Raw genomic sequence first — 19,583 nt, 5'->3', positions numbered from 1 at the left:
ATCATGGCAGAAATTCAAAACTACACCCTGAACTTTGGTCCTCAGCACCCGGCTGCGCACGGCGTGTTGCGCTTGGTGCTCGAGTTGGACGGCGAAGTTATTCAGCGTGCCGACCCCCATATTGGTCTGCTGCACCGCGCCACCGAAAAGCTGGCCGAGCACCGCACTTTCCTGCAAACCCTGCCTTACATGGATCGTCTGGACTACGTGTCCATGATGGTTAACGAACACGCCTACTGCATGGCCGTGGAACGTCTGGTGGGCGTAGAGGTTCCTTTGCGCGCTCAGTACATCCGCGTCATGTTTGACGAAATCACCCGCATTCTGAACCACCTGATGTCGGTCGGTTCGCATGCGCTGGACGTGGGTGCGATGGCGGTGTTCCTGTACGCTTTCCGCGAACGCGAAGATCTGATGGACTGCTATGAAGCAGTCTCTGGCGCTCGGTTGCACGCCGCTTACTACCGTCCAGGTGGTGTGTACCGCGACTTGCCCGGCACGATGCCTCAGTACAAGGCCAATAAGTACCGTTCCGACAAAGAATTGAAGGCCATGAACGAAGCCCGTTCGGGTTCGCTGCTGGACTTCATTGAGGACTTCACCAATCGCTTCCCAGCCTGTGTGGACGAGTACGAGACCCTGCTGACGGATAACCGTATCTGGAAGCAGCGGCTGGTGGGTGTGGGCGTGGTCGATCCCGATCGTGCCAAGGCGCTGGGCTTTACCGGCCCCATGCTGCGTGGTTCGGGCGTGGAGTGGGATCTGCGCAAGATGCAGCCCTATGAAGTGTACGATCGCGTCGAATTTGATATTCCCGTGGGTCGCAACGGTGACTCTTACGACCGCTATCTGGTTCGTATCGCTGAAATGCGCGAGAGCAATCGCATCATCCGTCAGTGTGTCCAGTGGCTGCGCAACAATCCCGGCCCTGTCATCACGGATAACCACAAAGTGGCGCCACCCTCGCGCGAACGCATGAAAACCGGGATGGAGGATTTGATCCACCATTTCAAACTGTTCTCCGAAGGTATGCACGTGCCTACTGGCGAAGTGTATGCCGGTGTGGAGCATCCCAAGGGCGAGTTTGGCATTTATCTGGTATCTGACGGTGGTAACAAGCCTTACCGCATGAAGATCCGTGCTCCGGGCTTCGTCCACTTGCAGGCCCTCGATGAAATGAGCCGCGGTCACATGATTGCCGACGCGGTCACGATCATCGGCACGCAGGACATTGTGTTTGGCGAGATCGACCGTTAAGGTCGCGCCTGGAAAAACGGAACCGAATTATGTTGCTTTCCGAAAAAGCCTACCAACAGATAGATAAGGAACTGAGCAAGTTCCCGGCAGATCAACGTCGCTCTGCCATCATGGCCTCTCTGGCAATCGCCCAGCAGGAAAAAGGCTGGGTATCGCCAGAAATTATCGAGGATGTTGCCCAATACATTGGCGTGGAGCCTATTGCCGTGCAGGAGGTTGCGACCTTCTACAACATGTTCCACACCAAACCCGTTGGCCGCGTCACCATTTCCGTTTGCACCAACTTGCCCTGTGCGCTGCGTGATGGCGTCAAGGCCGGCGAGTACCTGAAAGAGAAGTTGGGTATCGATTACGGTGAAACCACGGCAGATGGCCAGTTCTCCCTGATCATGGGGGAGTGCATGGGTTCATGTGGTGATTCGCCCGTCATGTTGCTGAACAATCAGCACATGTGCGTGCGCATGGAAGCCGAGCGCATTGATGCCATGCTCGAAGAATTGAAGACATACGGAGAATCGGCATGATTGCACCGGACATTCTGCGCAAGTTCGCACAGGGACTGGAACCCAACCCTGGTGGCGACCTGTCGCGCAGCATGATTTTTCATGATCGTCACATCCAGCCGCAGATTCTGGCTGGCTTGAATGGCGATAACTGGGGCCTGGAAGATTACGTCAAGCGCGGTGGCTACGAAGCCTTGCGCAAGGTGCTGACCACCGGCATGAAGCCTGAAGACGTGATCGCAGAGGTCAAGACCTCGGCCTTGCGCGGTCGTGGTGGCGCAGGTTTCCCGTCGGGTCTGAAGTGGAGCTTCATGCCCCGCAGCCTGCCAGGCCAGAAGTACTTGGTCTGCAACTCGGACGAGGGCGAGCCAGGTACTTTCAAAGACCGCGACATTTTGCGTTTCAACCCGCATATCGTGATCGAAGGCATGGCTATTGCGGCTTATGCCATGGGCATTACCGTTGGCTATAACTACATCCACGGTGAGGTCTTCGAAATTTATCAGCGTTTTGAAGAAGCGCTGGAGCAGGCCCGTGCGGCCGGTTTCCTGGGTGACAAGATCCTGGGTTCGGACTTCAGCTTTCAGCTGCATGCGTTCCACGGTTATGGCGCCTACATTTGCGGTGAAGAAACCGCTTTGCTGGAGTCTCTGGAAGGCAAGAAGGGTCAGCCCCGTTTCAAACCTCCCTTTCCCGCCAGCTTTGGTCTGTATGGCAAGCCAACGACCATCAATAACACCGAAACCTTTGCGGCCGTTCCCTGGATTTTGCGCAACAGTGGTCAGGAATACCTGGAAGTAGGTATCCCCAACGCTGGCGGTACCAAGATCTTCTCCATTACCGGTGACGTAGAGCGTCCCGGTAACTACGAAGTGCCTCTGGGTACACCGTTTGCCACCTTGCTGGAATTGGCTGGCGGCATGCGTGATGGTCGCAAACTGAAGGCGGTGATCCCGGGTGGGTCCAGTTCGCCTGTTTTGCCGGCTGACATCATGATGGCCACCAATCTGGACTACGACTCGATTGCCAAGGCGGGTTCCATGTTGGGATCGGGTGCCGTCATTGTGATGGACGAGACACGTTGCATGGTCAAGTCCCTGCTGCGTCTGTCCTATTTTTACTATCACGAAAGTTGCGGCCAGTGTACGCCGTGCCGGGAAGGCACAGGCTGGTTGTGGCGTATGGTGCATCGTATCGAGAACGGTCAAGGTCGTCCGGAAGATCTGGACATGCTCGACGACATCGCACATAACATCATGGGTCGCACCATTTGCGCCCTGGGTGATGCTGCTGCCATGCCGGTGCGCAGTTTCGTTAAGCATTTCCGCGACGAGTTCGCACACCACATCGAGCATAAAGGCTGTGTGGTGCCTCAATATTTGTAGGCCAGGACAACGTAATGGTAGAACTCACCATCGATGGCATTAAAGTTGACGCCCCGGAAGGCAGCATGGTCATTCAGGCTGCCCATGACGCCGGGGTCTACGTGCCGCACTTCTGTTATCACAAAAAACTGAGTATTGCCGCCAACTGCCGCATGTGTTTGGTGGATGTGGAAAAAGCGCCCAAGCCTTTGCCTGCTTGTGCCACTCCCGTCACCAACGGCATGGTTGTGCGTACTCGTTCGGAAAAAGCCATTGCCGCTCAAAAGAGCGTCATGGAGTTTCTGTTGATCAATCACCCTCTGGATTGCCCTGTCTGCGACCAGGGGGGAGAGTGTCAACTGCAGGATCTGGCCGTGGGTTACGGTGGCTCCGAGTCGCGCTACAAGGAAGAGAAGCGCGTTGTGGCTGCCAAGTCCATGGGCCCGCTGATCTCCACGGATGCCATGCAGCGTTGCATTCATTGCACGCGTTGTGTTCGTACAGGCGAAGAAATCGCCGGTGTGCAAGAGGTTGGCATGCTCAACCGAGGCGAACACGCCGAGATCACGACCTTTGTGGGTCGCGCAGTGGAGTCCGAGCTGTCGGGCAACATGATTGACGTTTGCCCCGTTGGCGCCTTGCTGTCCAAGCCGTTCCGCTTCAATGCCCGTACCTGGGAATTGGCCCGTCGTCGCAGCGTTAGCCCGCACGACAGCGTGGGTGCCAACCTGGTGCTGCAGGCCAAGATGGACAAAGTGCTGCGTGTCGTTCCTTTCGAGAACGAGGAAGTCAACGAATGCTGGATCAGCGACCGTGACCGTTTCTCGTACGAAGGCCTGTATACCGAAGATCGTCTGACCCGTCCCATGGTGCGTGGTGATGACGGCCAGTGGCGCGAGGCCTCGTGGAACGACGCCATGCAGACCATTGTGGCTGGCATGAACGCTGTGCGCGAGAAGTTTGGTGCGGATCAGTTGGGCTGTATTGGTTCGGCGACTTCCACCACTGAAGAACTGGCTTTGCTGGCTCGTCTGGGCCGTGCTCTGGGTACTGAAAACGTAGACTTCCGTCTGCGTCAGACCGATGCCCGTCTGGATGGCGCCTTGGCCGGTGTACCTTGGTTGGGTATGCCTCTGACTGCCTTGAACGAGCTGGATCGCGTTCTGGTTGTGGGCTCCTTCCTGCGTAAAGATCATCCCTTGATGGCTCAGCGTCTGCGCCAGGCTGTCAAACGGGGGGCACAGGTTTCTTTTATCGATTCGGCTGCCGATAATCCATTGTTCAATGCGATTGCTGGCCGTATGACCGTGACTCCAAGCCAGTTGGCCAATTCTCTGGCTCAAGTGCTGGTTGCGGTTGCCAAGGCCAAGGAGACTGCGGTTCCTGCTGGTCTGGAAAGCGTGCAGGTGTCTGCTGAGGCTCAGCAGATCGCTGACAGCCTGGTGTCTGGCGAGCGTGTCGCTGTCCTGCTGGGCAATATGGCGGTCAACTCGGATCAGGCCAGCGTGATTGCGGCCAACGCTCATGCGATTGCACAGGCTAGCGGTGCCAAGCTGGGTTTCCTGACTGCGGGTGGTAACACCGTGGGTGGTTATCTGGCTAACGCCGTACCGGGCAAGGGTGGCTTGACCGCCGAGCAAATGCTGGCTCAAACCTTGCGTGCTTATCTGGTTCTGAACGTTGAGCCTGCTCTGGACAGCGATCTGGGCGAACGTGCTGTCGAGACATTGAAGTCCGCTACGTTCTCGGTGGCGCTGACATCGTATCGTTCCGCTGCCGAGCAGTGGGCCGATGTAATGTTGCCCGTGTCTCCCTTCACTGAAACCTCTGGCACCTTTGTCAACGCCGAAGGCCGTGTACAAAGCTTCAAGGGGGCAGCCGCTCCCGTGGGTGATACACGTCCTGCCTGGAAAGTTTTGCGTGTGTTGGGCAATCTGTTCCAGCTGGACGGTTTCGATGACGAAACCTCCGAGTCGGTGCGTGACTCTGTCATGGCTGCCGGTGTGGAATCGCGTCTGTCCAATCAGATCAATCTGGCTGCCAGCGTTCTGCCTGAAGGCAGTGGCCTGGAGCGTGTGGCTGATGTGCCTATTTACCGTAGCGATGCACTGGTACGTCGTTCGGCTCCGCTTCAGCAAACACCGGCTTCGGCACCGCCCACAGCTCGTATGGCTGCTGCCACCCTGGCTCAGTTGGGTCTGGTTGACGGTGATCTGGTGAAGGTTCGTTCGTCGCAAGGCGAAGTCAGCTTGCCTGCTCAACTGGATGACACCGTGGCATTGAACTCGGTGCGTGTTGCCACCGCTTTTTCTGAAACTGCCGCTTTGGGTAGTGCATTCGGTCAATTGACAGTGGAGCGTGCATAACATGGATTTTCTCTCTGCCATCAATAGCTACGGTACGGACCTGCTGGGTCCGGACGCATGGTATGTGGTGTGGACGCTGCTGAAGGTTGTCGCTATTGCGGTGCCCGTCATTCTGTGTGTTGCCTACCTGACCTACTGGGAACGCAAGATGATTGGCTTCATGCACGTTCGTCTGGGACCGACTCGTGTCGGTTACCGCGGCCTGCTGCAGCCTTTTGCTGACGTTTTCAAACTTTTGACCAAAGAGCTGATCGTTCCTGCGAAGTCCAACAAGGTCCTGTACCTGCTGGCACCCGTCGTGACGCTGATGCCCGCTCTGGCCGCCTGGGCTGTGATTCCTTTCAGCCCCGATGTGGTGCTGTCTGACGTGAACGCCGGTCTGCTCTACATTCTGGCGATCACCTCGCTGGGTGTGTATGGTGTGATCGTGGCGGGTTGGGCATCCAACTCCAAGTACGCCTTGCTGGGCGGTCTGCGTGCAGCTGCTCAGGTGCTGTCCTACGAATTGGCCATCGGTTTTGTCTTGATCACGGTGTTGCTGGTTTCCGGCACCTTGAATCTGTCGGGCATCGTGGTCGGTCAGACCCAGGGTTATTTTGCGGACAAGGGCTTGAACTTCCTGTCCTGGAACTGGCTGCCCTTGCTGCCACTGTTTGTGATCTACGTGATTTCCGCTGTTGCTGAAACCAACCGTCACCCCTTTGACGTGGTGGAAGGCGAATCGGAAATTGTGGCCGGTCCCATGGTGGAGTACTCCGGTACGGGTTTCGCTCTGTTCTTCCTGGGTGAGTACGCCAACATGATTTTCCTGTCGGCGCTGGCGTCCATCATGTTCTTGGGTGGCTGGACTCCGATTGTCGAGTTCGCTCCCTTCACCTGGATTCCGGGGTGGTTGTGGCTGGGGCTGAAGACTTTTGTCGTCGTCTCCATGTTCATCTGGTTCCGTGCGACGTTCCCACGTTACCGCTATGACCAGATCATGCGTTTGGGCTGGAAAGTATTTATCCCGCTGACCGGTGTTTGGCTGGTTATTGTGGCGATCTGGATGCAGACGCCCTGGAACATCTGGCATTAAGGCTAAGGGGCAAGATTATGGAAGCAATCAAAGATTTCTTCGGCAGCCTGATGCTGTCCGAGATGCTCAAAGGCATGCGCCTGACGGGGAAGTATTTTTTCAAGCGTAAAGTGACGCTGCGTTACCCCGTTGAAACCACGCCCGCTTCGCCACGTTTTCGCGGTCTGCACGCTTTGCGTCGCTACGAGAACGGCGAGGAGCGCTGCATCGCCTGCAAACTGTGCGAGGCCGTCTGTCCCGCCATGGCCATCTCCATCGAATCGGCAGAGCGCGAGGACGGCACCCGCCGCACCACACGTTATGACATCGATCTGGCCAAGTGTATTTTCTGTGGTTTCTGTGAGGAAAGCTGCCCGGTCGATTCGATCGTGGAAACGCATATTCACGAATACCACGGTGAAAAACGCGGCGATTTGTACTACACCAAGGACATGCTGCTGGCTATCGGTGACCGCTACGAAGACGAGATCGCTCGTCGTCGTGCCGCAGATGCACCTTATCGCTAAGGCCGGAGCTCTACACTCATGTTATTTACTACTGTTCTGTTTTATGTGCTGGCGCTGGTGATGGTGGTGGCCGCGTATCGCGTGATCGCCGCCAAGAACCCGGTTACAGCCGTATTGCATTTGATTCTGGTGTTCTTCACCGCTGCCATGATGTGGATCACGATGGGGGCCGAGTTCCTGGGCCTGCTGCTGGTTGTGGTCTACGTGGGTGCCGTGATGGTGATGTTCCTGTTCGTCATCATGATGCTGGATGTGCGTCAGGAGTCCGCTGCCCAGAAATTCAAGGCTTACGTGCCTATGGGGCTGTTGATCGGCGCCATCATGGTTCTGGAAATGGGCTTTGTGCTGACCAAGCTGTGGTTCACCACTGCCCCTGCTGCAGCCGTGGCTGCGGATTACAACAACACGCGCGTTATTGGCGAGCTGATGTATTCCCAGTACGTCCTGGCTGTTTTGCTGGGCGGTATTGTGCTGCTGGTTGGCATGATCTCGGCCATTGCACTGACGATGCGTAAACGTGAAGGCGTCAAACGCACCGTTTCCAGCGAACAGGTCAAGGTTCGCTCGAAAGACCGTCTGCGCATGGTTTCCATTCCTTCTCAAACCGAAAAGCCGTCGGTGTCCAGTTCGGCTGACGCTGTCGTGCCAGGAGACAAATGATGATGACGCTGACGCTTGCGCACTATTTGGTCCTGGGCGCTGTGCTGTTCACGATTGGCCTGTTTGGCTTTTTCCTGAACCGTCGCAACCTGATTGTTTTGCTCATGTCTGTTGAGCTGATTCTTTTGTCGGCCAACATGAATTTCGTGGCCTTCTCCACGTGGATGGGCAATGAGGCAGGTCAGGTGTTTGTCTTTTTCGTCCTGACGGTCGCTGCGGCCGAGGCGGCCATTGGTCTTGCAATTCTGGTTCTGTTGTTCCGTAACCTTAATTCGATCAATGTCCAGGATCTCGACCAGCTCAAGGGTTGATGGGATAGCACACTAATGAACTCCATAAATCTTTACTTAACGATTGCGCTTGCTCCCCTGGTGGGCTCGGCGCTAGCCGGTTTGTTCGGTACCGGCTTTCTGGGTCGATTTGTCGGCAAGACAGGCGCTCACCTGATCACGATCGCGGGCGTGCTGATTTCCTTTATCGGCTCGGTCATGGTCTTGCTGCAGGTCCTGGAAGGCCAGACGTTCAATGGTCCGGTCTACACCTGGATCACCATTGGCAGCATCCAGTGGGATATCGGTTTTCTGATCGACAAGCTCACCGCCCTGATGATGGTCGTGGTGACGTCCGTGTCGCTGATGGTTCACATCTACACCATTGGCTACATGAAGGACGATCCGGGCTATCAGCGCTTTTTCTCCTACATCTCGCTGTTTACCTTCTCGATGCTGATGCTGGTCATGTCCAACAACATGCTGCAGCTGTTCTTCGGTTGGGAAGCAGTGGGTCTGGTGTCCTACCTGCTGATCGGTTTCTGGTACGAGCGCAAGACCGCTATTTTTGCCAACATGAAGGCCTTTCTGGTCAACCGTGTGGGTGACTTCGGCTTTGCCCTGGGTATCGGTCTGCTCTATGCCTACACCGGTTCGATGAACTACAGCGACGTGTTCGCCAAGGTTCAGGAACTGAGTACCCTGACATTCCCCGGTACTGACTGGCAATTGCTGACGGTGGCCGCCCTGGCCCTGTTTGTGGGTGCCATGGGTAAGTCGGCTCAGGTGCCTTTGCACAGCTGGTTGCCAGATTCCATGGAAGGTCCCACTCCTATCTCGGCGCTGATTCACGCCGCGACCATGGTGACGGCCGGTATCTTCATGGTGGCCCGTTTCTCGCCTGTCTTTGAGCAGTCGACGACCGCCTTGTCCTTCATTATCGTGATCGGTGCTACGGGTGCCTTGTTCCTGGGCCTGCTGGGTATTATCCAGAACGACGTCAAGCGTGTTGTGGCTTACTCCACCTTGTCCCAGCTGGGTTACATGACCGTGGCTCTGGGTGCGTCGGCCTACTCGGCGGCGGTGTTCCACCTGATGACGCACGCGTTCTTCAAAGCCTTGCTGTTCCTGGGTGCTGGTTCGGTCATCATTGGCATGCATCACGATCAGGACATCCGCAACATGGGTGGTCTGCGCAAGTACATGCCAATCACCTGGCTGACGTTCCTGATCGGTACGCTGGCTCTGGTGGGCACGCCGTTCTTCTCGGGCTTCTACTCGAAAGAGCACATCATCGAAGCGGCAGGCGACGCCGGTATCTGGGGTTCGACCTACGCTTACTACGCCACACTGATCGGTGTGTTCGTCACTTCGCTGTACTCCTTCCGTCTGTACTTCCTGGTGTTCCACGGCAAAGAGCGCTTCCGTGACGTCAAGCACGATGAGCATCATGGTCATGACGATCATCACGCCCATGGTGGTGATCCGCACGAGTCGCCTTGGGTGGTGACACTGCCTTTGGTTCTGCTGGCCATTCCATCCATTTTCGCCGGTATCTGGTTCGTTGAACCCTTGCTGTTCGGTGGCTACTTTGACGGTATTGTGACGGTTCTGCCGGATCATCCTGCCATGGCGACCCTGGCCAGCCATTGGACTGACTGGATGGCTTACGCTCTGCACGGCTTTGTGACCTTGCCATTCTGGCTGGTTGTGGCTGGTGCGGTGGTAGCCTGGTACATGTACCTGGTCAATCCTGCCTTGCCTGCAGCCATCAAGAAGAACTGCTCTTTTATCTACCGTATCCTGGAGAACAAGTACTACGTTGACTGGTTCAACGAGCAGGTGCTGTCTCGCGGCGTTCGCTGCCTGGGTACGGGCCTTTGGAAAGGTGCTGACCGTGGCCTGATCGACGGCCTGGTGGTCAATGGTAGTGCGCGCGTGGTGGGCTGGGTGGCTGCAATCAGCCGTCATATCCAGTCCGGCTATGTCTACCACTATGCCTTTGCCATGATCCTCGGGATTCTGGCGCTCTTAACCTTTTTTGTACTGGCGAGTTCGGTAAATGGCTAGCGATATGGCGTCTTCTACTCTTCCTTGGTTAACGCTGGCGATTTTCGTACCTATCGTCGCTGGCCTGTTGGTGCTGGCTCTGGGGCGTGATGATCGTCCCACCTTCACCCGCTGGCTGGCGCTGCTGGGTTCGATTGCCGGTCTGATTGTCACGATTCCTCTGTACACGGGCTTTAATCCCGCCACGGCTGACATGCAGTTTGTCGAACTGGCTCCCTGGATTGACGCCTTCAAGGTGAATTACCACCTTGGCGTGGACGGGATTTCCATGTGGTTTGTTCTGCTGACCGCCTTCATCACTGTGATTGTGGTGCTGGCGGGCTGGCAGGTGATCACCAGCCGTGTGGCCCAGTACATGGGCGCCTTCCTGATCCTGTCGGGTCTGATGGTAGGTGTGTTCGCGGCTCTGGATGGCTTGCTGTTTTACGTGTTCTTTGAAGCCACGCTGATCCCGATGTATCTGATCATCGGTATCTGGGGTGGCCCCAACCGCGTTTATGCCTCGGTCAAGTTCTTCCTGTACACCCTGCTGGGTTCCTTGCTGACGCTGATTGCATTCATCTATTTGTGGAATGTGTCTGGCGGTACCTTCGATATCCTGACCTGGCACAAAGTGCCGCTGGATTACACCACGCAGGTGATGATCTTTGCTGCGCTGTTCATGGCGTTTGCCGTGAAAGTGCCTATGTGGCCCGTTCACACCTGGTTGCCCGATGCTCACGTGGAGGCGCCCACGGGCGGTTCCGTGGTTCTGGCTGCCATCATGCTGAAACTGGGTGCTTACGGCTTCCTGCGCTTTTCCCTGCCGATTGCGCCTGATGCCTCCCAAGGTCTGGCCGGCATCATCATTGCTCTGTCCCTGGTCGCGGTGATCTATATCGGTCTGGTTGCCATTGTTCAGGACGACATGAAAAAGCTGGTGGCGTATTCCTCTGTGGCTCACATGGGTTTTGTCACGCTGGGCTTTTTCGTGTTCAACACCACGGGGATGGAAGGTGCGATCATGCAAATGATCTCGCACGGTTTTGTCTCTGGCGCCATGTTCCTGTGTATTGGTGTCTTGTACGACCGCCTGCATAGCCGCCAGATTGCCGATTACGGTGGTGTGGTCAAGGTTATGCCGCGCTTTGTCACCTTCTTCGTGCTGTTCTCCATGGCCAATAGTGGTTTGCCTGGCACCAGCGGGTTTATCGGTGAGTTCACCGTCATCATGGGTGCGGTCGAATACAACTTCTGGATCGGTTTGTTGACAGCCACTGCTTTGATTACCGGTGCATCCTACTCGTTGTGGATGCTCAAGCGCGTGGCTTTTGGCCCCGTGGGTAATGACAAGGTGGCTGGCATGAGCGATCTGAGCGGCCGTGAGTTCTTCGTTCTTGGCGTAATGGCGATTGCGGTGTTGGGCATGGGTGTGTATCCCAAGCCATTCACCGAGGTCATGCACGTTTCGGTTGAAGCGTTGCTGCAACACGTCTCCATCTCGAAACTGTAGGCCGAATCACTATGGATACTACCTTTAACTTTTCTCTGGCTTTGCCCGAGATCCTGCTCCTGGTTCTGGCTTCGTGTGTGCTGATTTTTGATGCGTTCAGCACACACAAACAGCGCCACTCGACCTTTGTTCTTAGCCTGCTGACGCTTGCCGTGGTTGCGGCCAGTGTGGCCTGGCAATGGTCCAAGGGTGTGAACGGCGTCTCGTTCGGTGGTCTGTTCGTCGTTGACGAAATGGCGCACTTCCTGAAGCTGCTCTCGTGTGCCGCTGTGGCCGCTACCCTGATTTACGGTCGTGAGTACGCTGAACAGCGTGACATGATGGAGCGTGGCGGTGAGCTCTATACCCTGACTCTGATGGCTCTGCTGGGCCAGATGATCATGATTTCGGCCAACAGCATGTTGACCGCCTATCTGGGTGTGGAGTTGATGTCCTTCGCGCTGTACGCACTGGTTGCCTTGCGTCGCGAACATCGTCAGTCCATCGAAGCAGCGCTCAAGTACTTCGTTCTGGGTGCGTTGGCATCGGGTATCTTGCTGTACGGTATGTCCATGATTTTTGGCGCTACCGGTCATCTGGAGTTCCCACGCATTGCTGAAGTGATTGCCAATGGTCAGGCCGAGCGTCTGGCGCTGGTCTTCGGTGTGGTGTTTGTGGTGGCAGGTCTGGCTTTCAAATTGACGGCCGCTCCTTTCCACATGTGGACACCGGACGTCTATCAAGGCGCTCCGACCACGGTCACCCTGATTATCGGTGCTGCTCCCAAACTGGCTGCGTTTGCGGTAACCATGCGTTTCCTGGTTGAAGCCCTGCACGGTATTGCCGTGGATTGGCAGCCTATGTTGCTGATCATGGCTGTGCTGTCGCTGGCCTTGGGTAACCTGACTGCGATCATGCAAAAGAATCTCAAGCGTATGCTTGCGTATTCGACCATCTCGCACATGGGTTTCATTTTCCTGGGCTTGCTGGCAGGCGTGTTTGACGGCGAGACTCACTCTCAAGCCTATGGTGCCTCGCTGTTCTACGTGGTGATCTACGTGCTGACCACGCTGAGCACCTTCGGTCTGATTCTGATCCTGAGCCGTCGCGGTTTTGAATGTGAAAACATCAGCGATCTCAAAGGTCTGAACCGTCGCAATCCCGGCCTGGCATTGGTCTGGCTGTTGTCCATGTTCTCCCTGGCTGGCATTCCTCCGCTGGCCGGTTTTGCCGCCAAGCTCAGTGTGCTGCAGGCGGTGGTGGGCGCAGGTTATATCTGGCTGGCCGTGTTTGCCGTGATCATGTCCTTGATCGGCGCCTTCTACTATTTGCGCGTTGTGAAGGTGGTTTACTTCGACGAGCCCGAAGGGGAAGAGCATCCGGTGGCAACCGGTTTGTTGACCAAGCTGGTCATGCTGGTAAATGGTGTGCTGATTATCGGGCTGGGTTTGTTGCCCGGCGGTCTGATGGATACCTGCATCCGCGTGATCCAGTCTTCCTTGCAGTTTTAAATAGGTAGCCCCATGGACCAAAGCCTTTCCATCTGGGTCTTGATTGTTCTTTCCGTGATAACGGCTAATCTGCCGTTTCTCGTGGAAAAGCCCTTGCTGGTATTGCCTTGGTCCTTGCCGGGCGAACGGTCTGGTCTTTCGCCCTGGCTGCAACTGATAGTCGGTCTGGTGTATCTGCTTGTCCTGGCGGCTTTGGGACTGGGCATTTACACCTTGATTGCGTCCAGCTCGGGTCTGAATTCCTTGCCGCTCATGGTAGGCAAGCTGCTTCTAGGCTTAGCGTTAGCGGCTGCTTTGTTTTTCTTTCCCGCGTGGCGTGCTCGTCATCAAAAGATCTCCAAGGGCTTTCTGTCCCGCCTTCTGGAGGTGTGCGCCTTGTACGGTATCGTGGGGGCATTTGGTTTTGCCTTTGAAGCCAGCATTGGTAATCCGTTCAAGCAGACCTGGGTGTTTTACACCATTACTTTCGCTTTGTTTTTGGTCATGGCCTACCCCGGCTTTGTGTATCGCTACTTGATGCGTCATCCCAAGGGTAAATTTGACTAAGACTGGCCCGTGTAAAAAAACCTCGCAAAACTATTTGCGAGGTTTTTTTTAGGAGGTCTCGGATGTGTGACTTAGTCCGTCTGTCGGCCAGTGTGGACGGGGGCCTGGCCCTTCAGGTCGCAAGGTCTGGCCTTAATCAGGGCTGATCCAGGGGGGCATGAGTCGCGCCGGCCAAACCCAGACGTTTACATACGCCCTGAGCTTCTTGAGCCAGTACCAAGGTTAATTGCTCAGCAGGCAGTGCGCGGCCCAATGCTGCGCTTTGACCGCTCCATAGAGAGGTGAACTCGCTGCGGCCTTGTTTCTCCGCTTCGATACGCAAGGGGCTCAGCGCGGAACCAGCATGAGGAAACACAGGAGCGCTGTCACTTAATGGGCCGATTTCGTCCATCAGACGAGTGCGGATACTGCGGGCGGGGCGGCCGGAGAACAGATTGGTCAGCGCTGTTCCATCCGAGCGGCTCTGTCCCAAGGCCTCACGGTGTAGTGGGCTGATCTTGGACTCAGGGCAGAACAGGTAGGCGGTCCCAATCTGGGCGGCACAGGCTCCTAAGGCCAGCGCTGCCGCAATGCCCCGTCCGTCGGCAATGCCGCCAGCCGCGATGACAGGAATGCTTACGGCGTCGGCAATCTGAGGAACCAAAGACAGGGTGCCCACTTGAGTATGAACTTTATTATCAAGAAACATGCCGCGGTGGCCGCCTGCTTCGACGCCTTGGGCGATGATGATATCGGCACCGTGTTCTTGCAGCCAGACAGCTTCGGCGGTGGTAGTGGCACTGGACATGACCAAAGCGCCGGATTTTTTGACGCGCTCAACCAGGTCAGCGGTGGGCAGGCCAAAATGGAAGCTGACCACCTCGGGCCGGATCGCTTCCACCAGTTTAGCATGAACCGGCGAGAAAGGCGCGCGTGCCGCCTTGGGCAGCTCCTGGTTCGGGTCCAGCCCATATTCCTGGTAGTAGGGCATCAGTCGCAAGCGCCATTCCTGCAGGGCCTCTGGCTCCAAACGCAGATCTTCATGGCAAAAAAAGTTCAGATTGATGGGCGCTGAGACGGCTTGCCGAAATAGCGCCACTTGTTCACGAATCTGGTCCGGGCTGAGCATGGCGCAAGCCAGGGAGCCAAGGCCACCGGCACGAGCGACTGCGATGGCCAACTCGCTGTCTTGGGCACCGGCCATGGGAGATTGGACAATGGGGTGTTCGATGTGGAGCAGATCGAGCAAGCTATGGTTGGGCCAGATGTACATGGAGGGCGTCCTCGGTCATTTCGCAATAGCGTTTATCGTAGCAGGATGAGTTCAGACTGAAAACTGACAGGGATGCGTGAAGGCCAGGCTGTGACGGACCGTTGGCAGGCTACAATACTGGTTTCTTGGCACAGTGCCTGTGCTGTATTTTTGCTTTGTGGACGATCTGATGTCTCATCTCATTCTTCAAGGGCCGCGCCTTGACAGCGCCATCATCGAAAAAATTGCGGCAGTGGTGCAAGCCGATGGCGTGCAGGAACTGGGCCCCACTGCAGTCCGCGTTCTGGGTGCGGATGCCTCGCAGTGTGCTGACGTGCAGACCCTGTGCAAGAGCGGCGCGATGGACTTTGCCTTTCTGGAGCAGATCGATCGCCTCAAGGATATGCGCGTGTTGGCTATGGACATGGATTCCACGCTGATCAATATCGAATGCATTGACGAGATTGCCGATATGGCGGGCCGCAAAGAGCAGGTTGCCACGATTACTGAAGCGGCGATGCGGGGCGAGATCAAGGATTTTTCTGAAAGCCTGGTTCGTCGAGTGGCGTTTCTGGAAGGGGTGCCGGTCAGCGATCTGAGCCGTGTTTATGAAGAGCGTTTGCAGCCCAATCCCGGGGCTGAGCGCCTGATCGCAACCGCGCATGCGCACGGCGTGAAGACCTTGCTGGTGTCGGGCGGCTTCACTTTCTTTACGGAGCGCATGAAAGATCGCTTCAGCCTGAGTTTTGCCCACTCCAATACCTTGGAAGTGGTGGACGGTAAATTGACTGGCAAAGTCTTGGGTGCCATTGTGGATGGGCAGGCCAAGGCGCGCTTCTTGCAGGAGTTGGCTGCCGATCTGGGGGCAAGCCCCGAGCAGTGTATTGCAATCGGTGATGGGGCCAATGATCTGCCCATGATGTCCAAGGCCAAGTACTCGGTCGCTTACCGTGCCAAACCTGTCGTGCAGGAGCAGGCCCGCTTTGCCTTGAATCATTCTCCCTTGGATGCCGTATTGAACTGGTTCCGTTTGGACGTGTGAGGGACACGAACCGTCAGCGTGGTTTGGCGCTACAAAATCGGAGGGTGGATGTTAGCTTCAGTCCATCCGCACCCGGAGTGGGGCTGTATTGAGAAGTTTCGGTTCGCAGGCCTAAATGCATCAGTCAGGGGCGTTACGGTCAAACATAAAAGAGCGCTGTCTTTGTCCAGCGCTCTTTTTGCATCCAGCGTGACGATTAAGGCTTACTTCTCTTGGCGCAAGCTGTTCAAGACATTGCGTACGGCCTGAATGCGATTCTTGATTTCTTCACCTTTGGTGATATCAATCTTCAGTTTGTCCGGGCCGGCCAGTCGAACCTGTTTGTTCTTCTGCACCAGTTCAATAATGCTGACGGCATCTACATTGGGTTTGGAGGAAAACTGAATCGTCGCCTGTGATTCACTGGCATCAATCTTCACAATACCTAAGGGCTCGGCCTTGATGCGCAAACGATGCACGGCCAGCAGGTTCTCGCCGGCCTCCGGCAGCAGGCCGTAGCGGTCGATCAGCTCTTCATGAATGTGGATCAGGTCGTCCTCAGTGCGGGCGTGCGAGAGCGTCTTGTAGTGCCCCAGACGGGCATTGACATCGGGGCAGTAGTTGGCGGGCAGCAGGGCGGAGGTATGCAGATTGACCTCGCATTGCAAGGCGAAGGGCGAATCCAGGTCAGGTTCCTCCCCCGCTTTCAGGGCTTTGACGGCCGTATTGAGCATATCCGCATACATGGAATAGCCTACTTCCTGAATGTCGCCGGACTGGGATTCGCCCAACACTTCCCCCGCACCTCGAATTTCCAGATCGTGCATGGCCAGGAAAAAGCCTGCACCCAGCTCTTCCATGGCTTGAATCGCTTCCAGCCGTTTTTTCGCATTGCTGGTGATGGCGTCCTCACCTGGGGTGAGCAAATAGGCATAGGCCTGGTGGTGGGAGCGGCCAACGCGGCCACGCAACTGGTGCAGCTGTGCCAGACCCAGACGATCGGCACGGTGAATGACGATGGTATTGGCCGTGGGTACATCAATGCCGGTTTCAATAATGGTGGTACATAGCAGTACGTTGTAGCGCTTTTGATAGAAGCCTTTCATGACGGCTTCCAGCTCGCGCTCAGGCATTTGACCATGGGCCACGGCAATGCTGGCTTCCGGGACCAATTCCTCCAACCGGGCACGACGGTTATGGATGGTCTCGACTTCGTTGTGCAGGAAGTAGACCTGACCCCCGCGTTTCAGTTCGCGCAGCAGCGCTTCGCGTATGGTGCTGCCATCTTCACGACGGACAAAGGTTTTGATTGCCAGACGTTTTTGTGGCGCTGTGGCAATCACGGAAAAGTCCCGTATGCCTTCCAGGGACATTCCAAGGGTGCGTGGAATAGGGGTTGCGGTCAGGGTCAGGATATCGACTTCGGCACGTAGCTGCTTCAAGGCCTCTTTCTGGCGCACGCCGAAACGGTGTTCTTCGTCGATGATGACCAGGCCCAGATGCTTGAAGCGCACATCGGGCGACAGGATCTTGTGCGTTCCGATGACAATATCCACACTGCCGTCCTGAAGTCCTGCGATGGCGGCCTGGGTTTGTTTAGTGGAACGAAAGCGGGACAGCTCGGCAACCCGGATGGGCCAGTCGGCAAAGCGATCCGAGAAGGTTTGGGCATGCTGCTCGGCCAACAAGGTGGTCGGGCAGAGCAAGGCTACCTGTTTGCCATTGGCTACCGCCAGGAAGGCAGCGCGAAGCGCAACCTCGGTCTTGCCAAAACCCACATCCCCGCAGACCAGACGATCCATGGGCTGGCCGGACGTCATATCGTTGATGACCGCTTCGATAGCGGCGGCCTGATCCGGGGTTTCTTCAAAACCAAAACCTTCGGAGAAGGCCTGGTAGTCATTGAGGGGCAGCTTGAATTTGAAACCTTCACGGGCGGCTCGCTGGGCGTACAGGGCCAGCAGTTCAGCCGCACTGTCGCGTGCTTGCTTGGCGGCACGACGGCGGGCCTTGTCCCATTGACCCGAGCCCAGTTGATGCAGCGGGGCATGCTCGGGATCGGCGCCGCTGTAGCGGGCGATCACATGCAACTGAGCAACGGGAACATAAAGTGTGCTGCCTTTGGCGTACTCCAGATGCAGAAATTCGACCGGGCCTTCACCCAAATCCATTTCTTTCAGGCCGCAATAGCGGCCAATGCCATGCTCGGCATGGACTACCGGGTCACCTTCACGCAGCTCGGACAAGTCCCGCACCATGGCCTCGACATCGCTGCTGCGTTCGTTGCGGCGGCGGCTGCTTTGCGTGCGTGTCTGGGTAGGGTAGAGATCATTTTCGGTGAGCAGGCTCAGATTGTCATGAATCAGGGCAAAGCCGCGAGACAAGGGCGCAACGACCAAGGCAAAAGCCGCGTCTGACTGTAGAAAATCCGTCAGGTTCTGGCAGTCTGACGCGGGCGTCAGATTGTGCTCGCGCAGCATTTGCAGCAGTGTTTCCCGCCGGCCAGCCGAGTCGGCGCACAAGACGGTGCGATTTCTCGGGTCCAGGACTTCTTGCCGCAGTTGGGCCAGCGGGTCTTTATCCCGTCGGTTGACCGCCACGACGGGCAAGGCTTCAAAGTCCGGGTGAGCAATCGGCTGATTGTCGGCCTGAGCACTCAGGCTCAGACGGCAGAAAGGCTTGATGCCATTGAAAAACTGCTCATCGGACAGAAACAGGCTTTCAGGTGGCAGGATCGGGCGTTCACGGTCGTTCTTCAGGAACGAGAAGCGGCTGTGCGTATCACTTTGGAATCGGGCGATGGCGTTTTGCGCGTCCCCGTGCGTGATCACCAGGCTGCCTTCTGGCACGTAGTCCATCAAGGTCGCCGTTTCTTCAAAGAACAGCGGCAGGTAGTATTCAATGCCCGCAAAGGCAATGCCGTTGCCTACGTCCTTATAGGGCAGGGCGCGCGACGGATCACCCTCAAAGAACTCGCGGAAACGGGCCCGAAACTGGGTGCGCGCTTCTTCGTCCATGGGGAACTCGCGACCGGGTAATAGCTGAATTTCCTTGACCGGATAGAGGCTGCGCTGGGTATCGATATCAAAGCTGCGTATGCTTTCGATCTCGTTGTCGAACAGGTCCAGACGGTAGGGCAGCACGGAACCCATTGGAAACAGGTCAATCAGACCGCCGCGGATGCTGAATTCGCCCGGGGCACTGACTTGGGTCATGTGCGTGTAATTGGCCAGCATCAACTGGGCGCGTAGCTGCGCTTCATCCAGTTCATCACCCTGACGGAAGGAAAAGGTATAGGCCGCCAGAAAAGAAGGTGGCGCCAGCCGATACAGGGCGGTTGTGACCGGGACGGTCAGTACATCGACTTCGTGCATGGTCAAGGCATGCAAGGTGCGCAGGCGCTCTGAGATCAGGTCCTGATGAGGGGAGAAGCTATCGTAGGGCAGCGTTTCCCAGTCCGGCAACTGGCGCACGCGCAGGGCGGGGCCAAACAACAGGATTTCCTCGGCCAGCCTTTGGGCAGTCAAGGGGTCGGCGCAAAGCACCAGAATAGGCGCTTTATGCTGGCGGGCCAGGTCGGCAATCAGGCAGGCATCCCCGGAGCCCGGAGGCATGGGTTGCGTGTAGCGTTGACCAGGACGTAGGGCAGCCAGCACATCTTGGGTGCTGGGCAGGGACAGGGAGTGCTGTTTTTCGGTTTCCATCAGGATTGTCATTATAAAATCACCCACCT

General features: G+C 56.5%; 15 protein-coding genes. 13 read left to right on the top strand and 2 right to left on the bottom strand.

Translation table 11 applies throughout. The features are described 5' to 3' along the window. Positions 1-3: 3 nt before the first annotated feature. The 12 genes from ACOZ42_RS11785 to ACOZ42_RS11730 are packed head-to-tail and all read left to right on the top strand — an operon-like array spanning position 4 to position 13,598. A complete protein-coding gene (locus tag ACOZ42_RS11785; RefSeq protein WP_003801056.1) occupies positions 4-1,257 on the top strand; it encodes an NADH-quinone oxidoreductase subunit D in 1,254 nt (417 codons plus the stop codon). A gap of 29 nt (positions 1,258-1,286) precedes the next feature. Then, entirely contained in the window at positions 1,287-1,781 is a 495-nt protein-coding gene (gene nuoE / locus ACOZ42_RS11780) for an NADH-quinone oxidoreductase subunit NuoE (protein ID WP_003801055.1), read from the top strand. Next, positions 1,778-3,145: an NADH-quinone oxidoreductase subunit NuoF gene (gene nuoF / locus ACOZ42_RS11775; RefSeq protein ID WP_003801054.1), complete on the top strand. Its 1,368-nt coding sequence runs from the start codon at positions 1,778-1,780 to the stop codon at positions 3,143-3,145. The genes nuoE and nuoF overlap by 4 nt, the downstream gene beginning before the upstream one ends. Before the next feature lie 14 nt (positions 3,146-3,159). Continuing rightward, the gene (gene nuoG / locus ACOZ42_RS11770; RefSeq protein ID WP_426345147.1) at positions 3,160-5,490 is read left to right on the top strand and encodes an NADH-quinone oxidoreductase subunit NuoG; all 2,331 of its coding nucleotides are present in this window, start codon (positions 3,160-3,162) and stop codon (positions 5,488-5,490) included. 1 nt (position 5,491) lies between these two features. Continuing rightward, the gene (gene nuoH, locus ACOZ42_RS11765; RefSeq protein ID WP_003801052.1) at positions 5,492-6,565 is read left to right on the top strand and encodes an NADH-quinone oxidoreductase subunit NuoH; all 1,074 of its coding nucleotides are present in this window, start codon (positions 5,492-5,494) and stop codon (positions 6,563-6,565) included. Between the two features lie 17 nt (positions 6,566-6,582). Further along, the gene (nuoI, locus tag ACOZ42_RS11760) at positions 6,583-7,071 is read left to right on the top strand and encodes an NADH-quinone oxidoreductase subunit NuoI (RefSeq protein WP_003801051.1); all 489 of its coding nucleotides are present in this window, start codon (positions 6,583-6,585) and stop codon (positions 7,069-7,071) included. 18 nt (positions 7,072-7,089) lie between these two features. Then, positions 7,090-7,731 carry an NADH-quinone oxidoreductase subunit J gene (locus ACOZ42_RS11755; RefSeq protein WP_003801048.1) on the top strand — a complete coding sequence of 214 codons (642 nt, stop codon included), beginning with the start codon at positions 7,090-7,092 and terminating at the stop codon, positions 7,729-7,731. Between the two features lie 2 nt (positions 7,732-7,733). Then, entirely contained in the window at positions 7,734-8,042 is a 309-nt protein-coding gene (nuoK, locus tag ACOZ42_RS11750) for an NADH-quinone oxidoreductase subunit NuoK (protein ID WP_003801046.1), read from the top strand. Positions 8,043-8,057: 15 nt separating this feature from the next. After that, positions 8,058-10,070 carry an NADH-quinone oxidoreductase subunit L gene (nuoL, locus tag ACOZ42_RS11745; RefSeq protein ID WP_003801044.1) on the top strand — a complete coding sequence of 671 codons (2,013 nt, stop codon included), beginning with the start codon at positions 8,058-8,060 and terminating at the stop codon, positions 10,068-10,070. Between the two features lie 4 nt (positions 10,071-10,074). Then, positions 10,075-11,562: an NADH-quinone oxidoreductase subunit M gene (locus tag ACOZ42_RS11740; RefSeq protein WP_003801041.1), complete on the top strand. Its 1,488-nt coding sequence runs from the start codon at positions 10,075-10,077 to the stop codon at positions 11,560-11,562. A gap of 11 nt (positions 11,563-11,573) precedes the next feature. Next, positions 11,574-13,052 carry an NADH-quinone oxidoreductase subunit NuoN gene (gene nuoN, locus ACOZ42_RS11735; RefSeq protein WP_003801040.1) on the top strand — a complete coding sequence of 493 codons (1,479 nt, stop codon included), beginning with the start codon at positions 11,574-11,576 and terminating at the stop codon, positions 13,050-13,052. A gap of 12 nt (positions 13,053-13,064) precedes the next feature. Continuing rightward, entirely contained in the window at positions 13,065-13,598 is a 534-nt protein-coding gene (locus tag ACOZ42_RS11730; protein WP_240209444.1) for a DUF2818 family protein, read from the top strand. A gap of 136 nt (positions 13,599-13,734) precedes the next feature. Here ACOZ42_RS11730 and ACOZ42_RS11725 read toward each other — a convergent pair whose 3' ends face one another. Continuing rightward, positions 13,735-14,850, bottom strand: coding sequence for an NAD(P)H-dependent flavin oxidoreductase (locus tag ACOZ42_RS11725; RefSeq protein ID WP_426345146.1), 1,116 nt, complete (start codon positions 14,848-14,850; stop codon positions 13,735-13,737). Between the two features lie 169 nt (positions 14,851-15,019). On the opposite strand from ACOZ42_RS11725, the gene serB reads away from it, so the two are divergent. Then, a complete protein-coding gene (serB, locus tag ACOZ42_RS11720; protein ID WP_039943217.1) occupies positions 15,020-15,871 on the top strand; it encodes a phosphoserine phosphatase SerB in 852 nt (283 codons plus the stop codon). Positions 15,872-16,074: 203 nt separating this feature from the next. On the opposite strand, the gene mfd is transcribed toward serB, so the two are convergent. Further along, positions 16,075-19,554: a transcription-repair coupling factor gene (mfd, locus tag ACOZ42_RS11715; protein ID WP_039943202.1), complete on the bottom strand. Its 3,480-nt coding sequence runs from the start codon at positions 19,552-19,554 to the stop codon at positions 16,075-16,077. Between the last annotated feature and the right edge of the window lie 29 nt (positions 19,555-19,583).

Origin of the sequence: Alcaligenes sp. HNGD-HTN06, from assembly GCF_049932565.1 — a bacterium.
In the GTDB taxonomy this organism is placed as follows: Bacteria; Pseudomonadota; Gammaproteobacteria; order Burkholderiales; family Burkholderiaceae_B; genus Alcaligenes; species Alcaligenes ammonioxydans.
This window is presented reverse-complemented; position numbering and strand designations above follow the sequence as displayed.

Bases quoted from the DNA above. Each gene is read 5' to 3' on its own strand.
- ACOZ42_RS11725 (WP_426345146.1), bottom strand. From the start codon at position 14,850: ATGTACATCTGGCCCAACCATAGCTTGCTCGATCTGCTCCACATCGAA.
- ACOZ42_RS11785 (WP_003801056.1), top strand. From the start codon at position 4: ATGGCAGAAATTCAAAACTACACCCTGAACTTTGGTCCTCAGCACCCG.
- nuoL (WP_003801044.1), top strand. From the start codon at position 8,058: ATGAACTCCATAAATCTTTACTTAACGATTGCGCTTGCTCCCCTGGTG.
- nuoG (WP_426345147.1), top strand. From the start codon at position 3,160: ATGGTAGAACTCACCATCGATGGCATTAAAGTTGACGCCCCGGAAGGC.
- ACOZ42_RS11730 (WP_240209444.1), top strand. From the start codon at position 13,065: ATGGACCAAAGCCTTTCCATCTGGGTCTTGATTGTTCTTTCCGTGATA.
- nuoK (WP_003801046.1), top strand. From the start codon at position 7,734: ATGACGCTGACGCTTGCGCACTATTTGGTCCTGGGCGCTGTGCTGTTC.
- nuoE (WP_003801055.1), top strand. From the start codon at position 1,287: ATGTTGCTTTCCGAAAAAGCCTACCAACAGATAGATAAGGAACTGAGC.
- nuoN (WP_003801040.1), top strand. From the start codon at position 11,574: ATGGATACTACCTTTAACTTTTCTCTGGCTTTGCCCGAGATCCTGCTC.
- ACOZ42_RS11740 (WP_003801041.1), top strand. From the start codon at position 10,075: ATGGCGTCTTCTACTCTTCCTTGGTTAACGCTGGCGATTTTCGTACCT.
- ACOZ42_RS11755 (WP_003801048.1), top strand. From the start codon at position 7,090: ATGTTATTTACTACTGTTCTGTTTTATGTGCTGGCGCTGGTGATGGTG.
- nuoF (WP_003801054.1), top strand. From the start codon at position 1,778: ATGATTGCACCGGACATTCTGCGCAAGTTCGCACAGGGACTGGAACCC.
- serB (WP_039943217.1), top strand. From the start codon at position 15,020: ATGTCTCATCTCATTCTTCAAGGGCCGCGCCTTGACAGCGCCATCATC.
- nuoH (WP_003801052.1), top strand. From the start codon at position 5,492: ATGGATTTTCTCTCTGCCATCAATAGCTACGGTACGGACCTGCTGGGT.
- nuoI (WP_003801051.1), top strand. From the start codon at position 6,583: ATGGAAGCAATCAAAGATTTCTTCGGCAGCCTGATGCTGTCCGAGATG.
- mfd (WP_039943202.1), bottom strand. From the start codon at position 19,554: ATGGAAACCGAAAAACAGCACTCCCTGTCCCTGCCCAGCACCCAAGAT.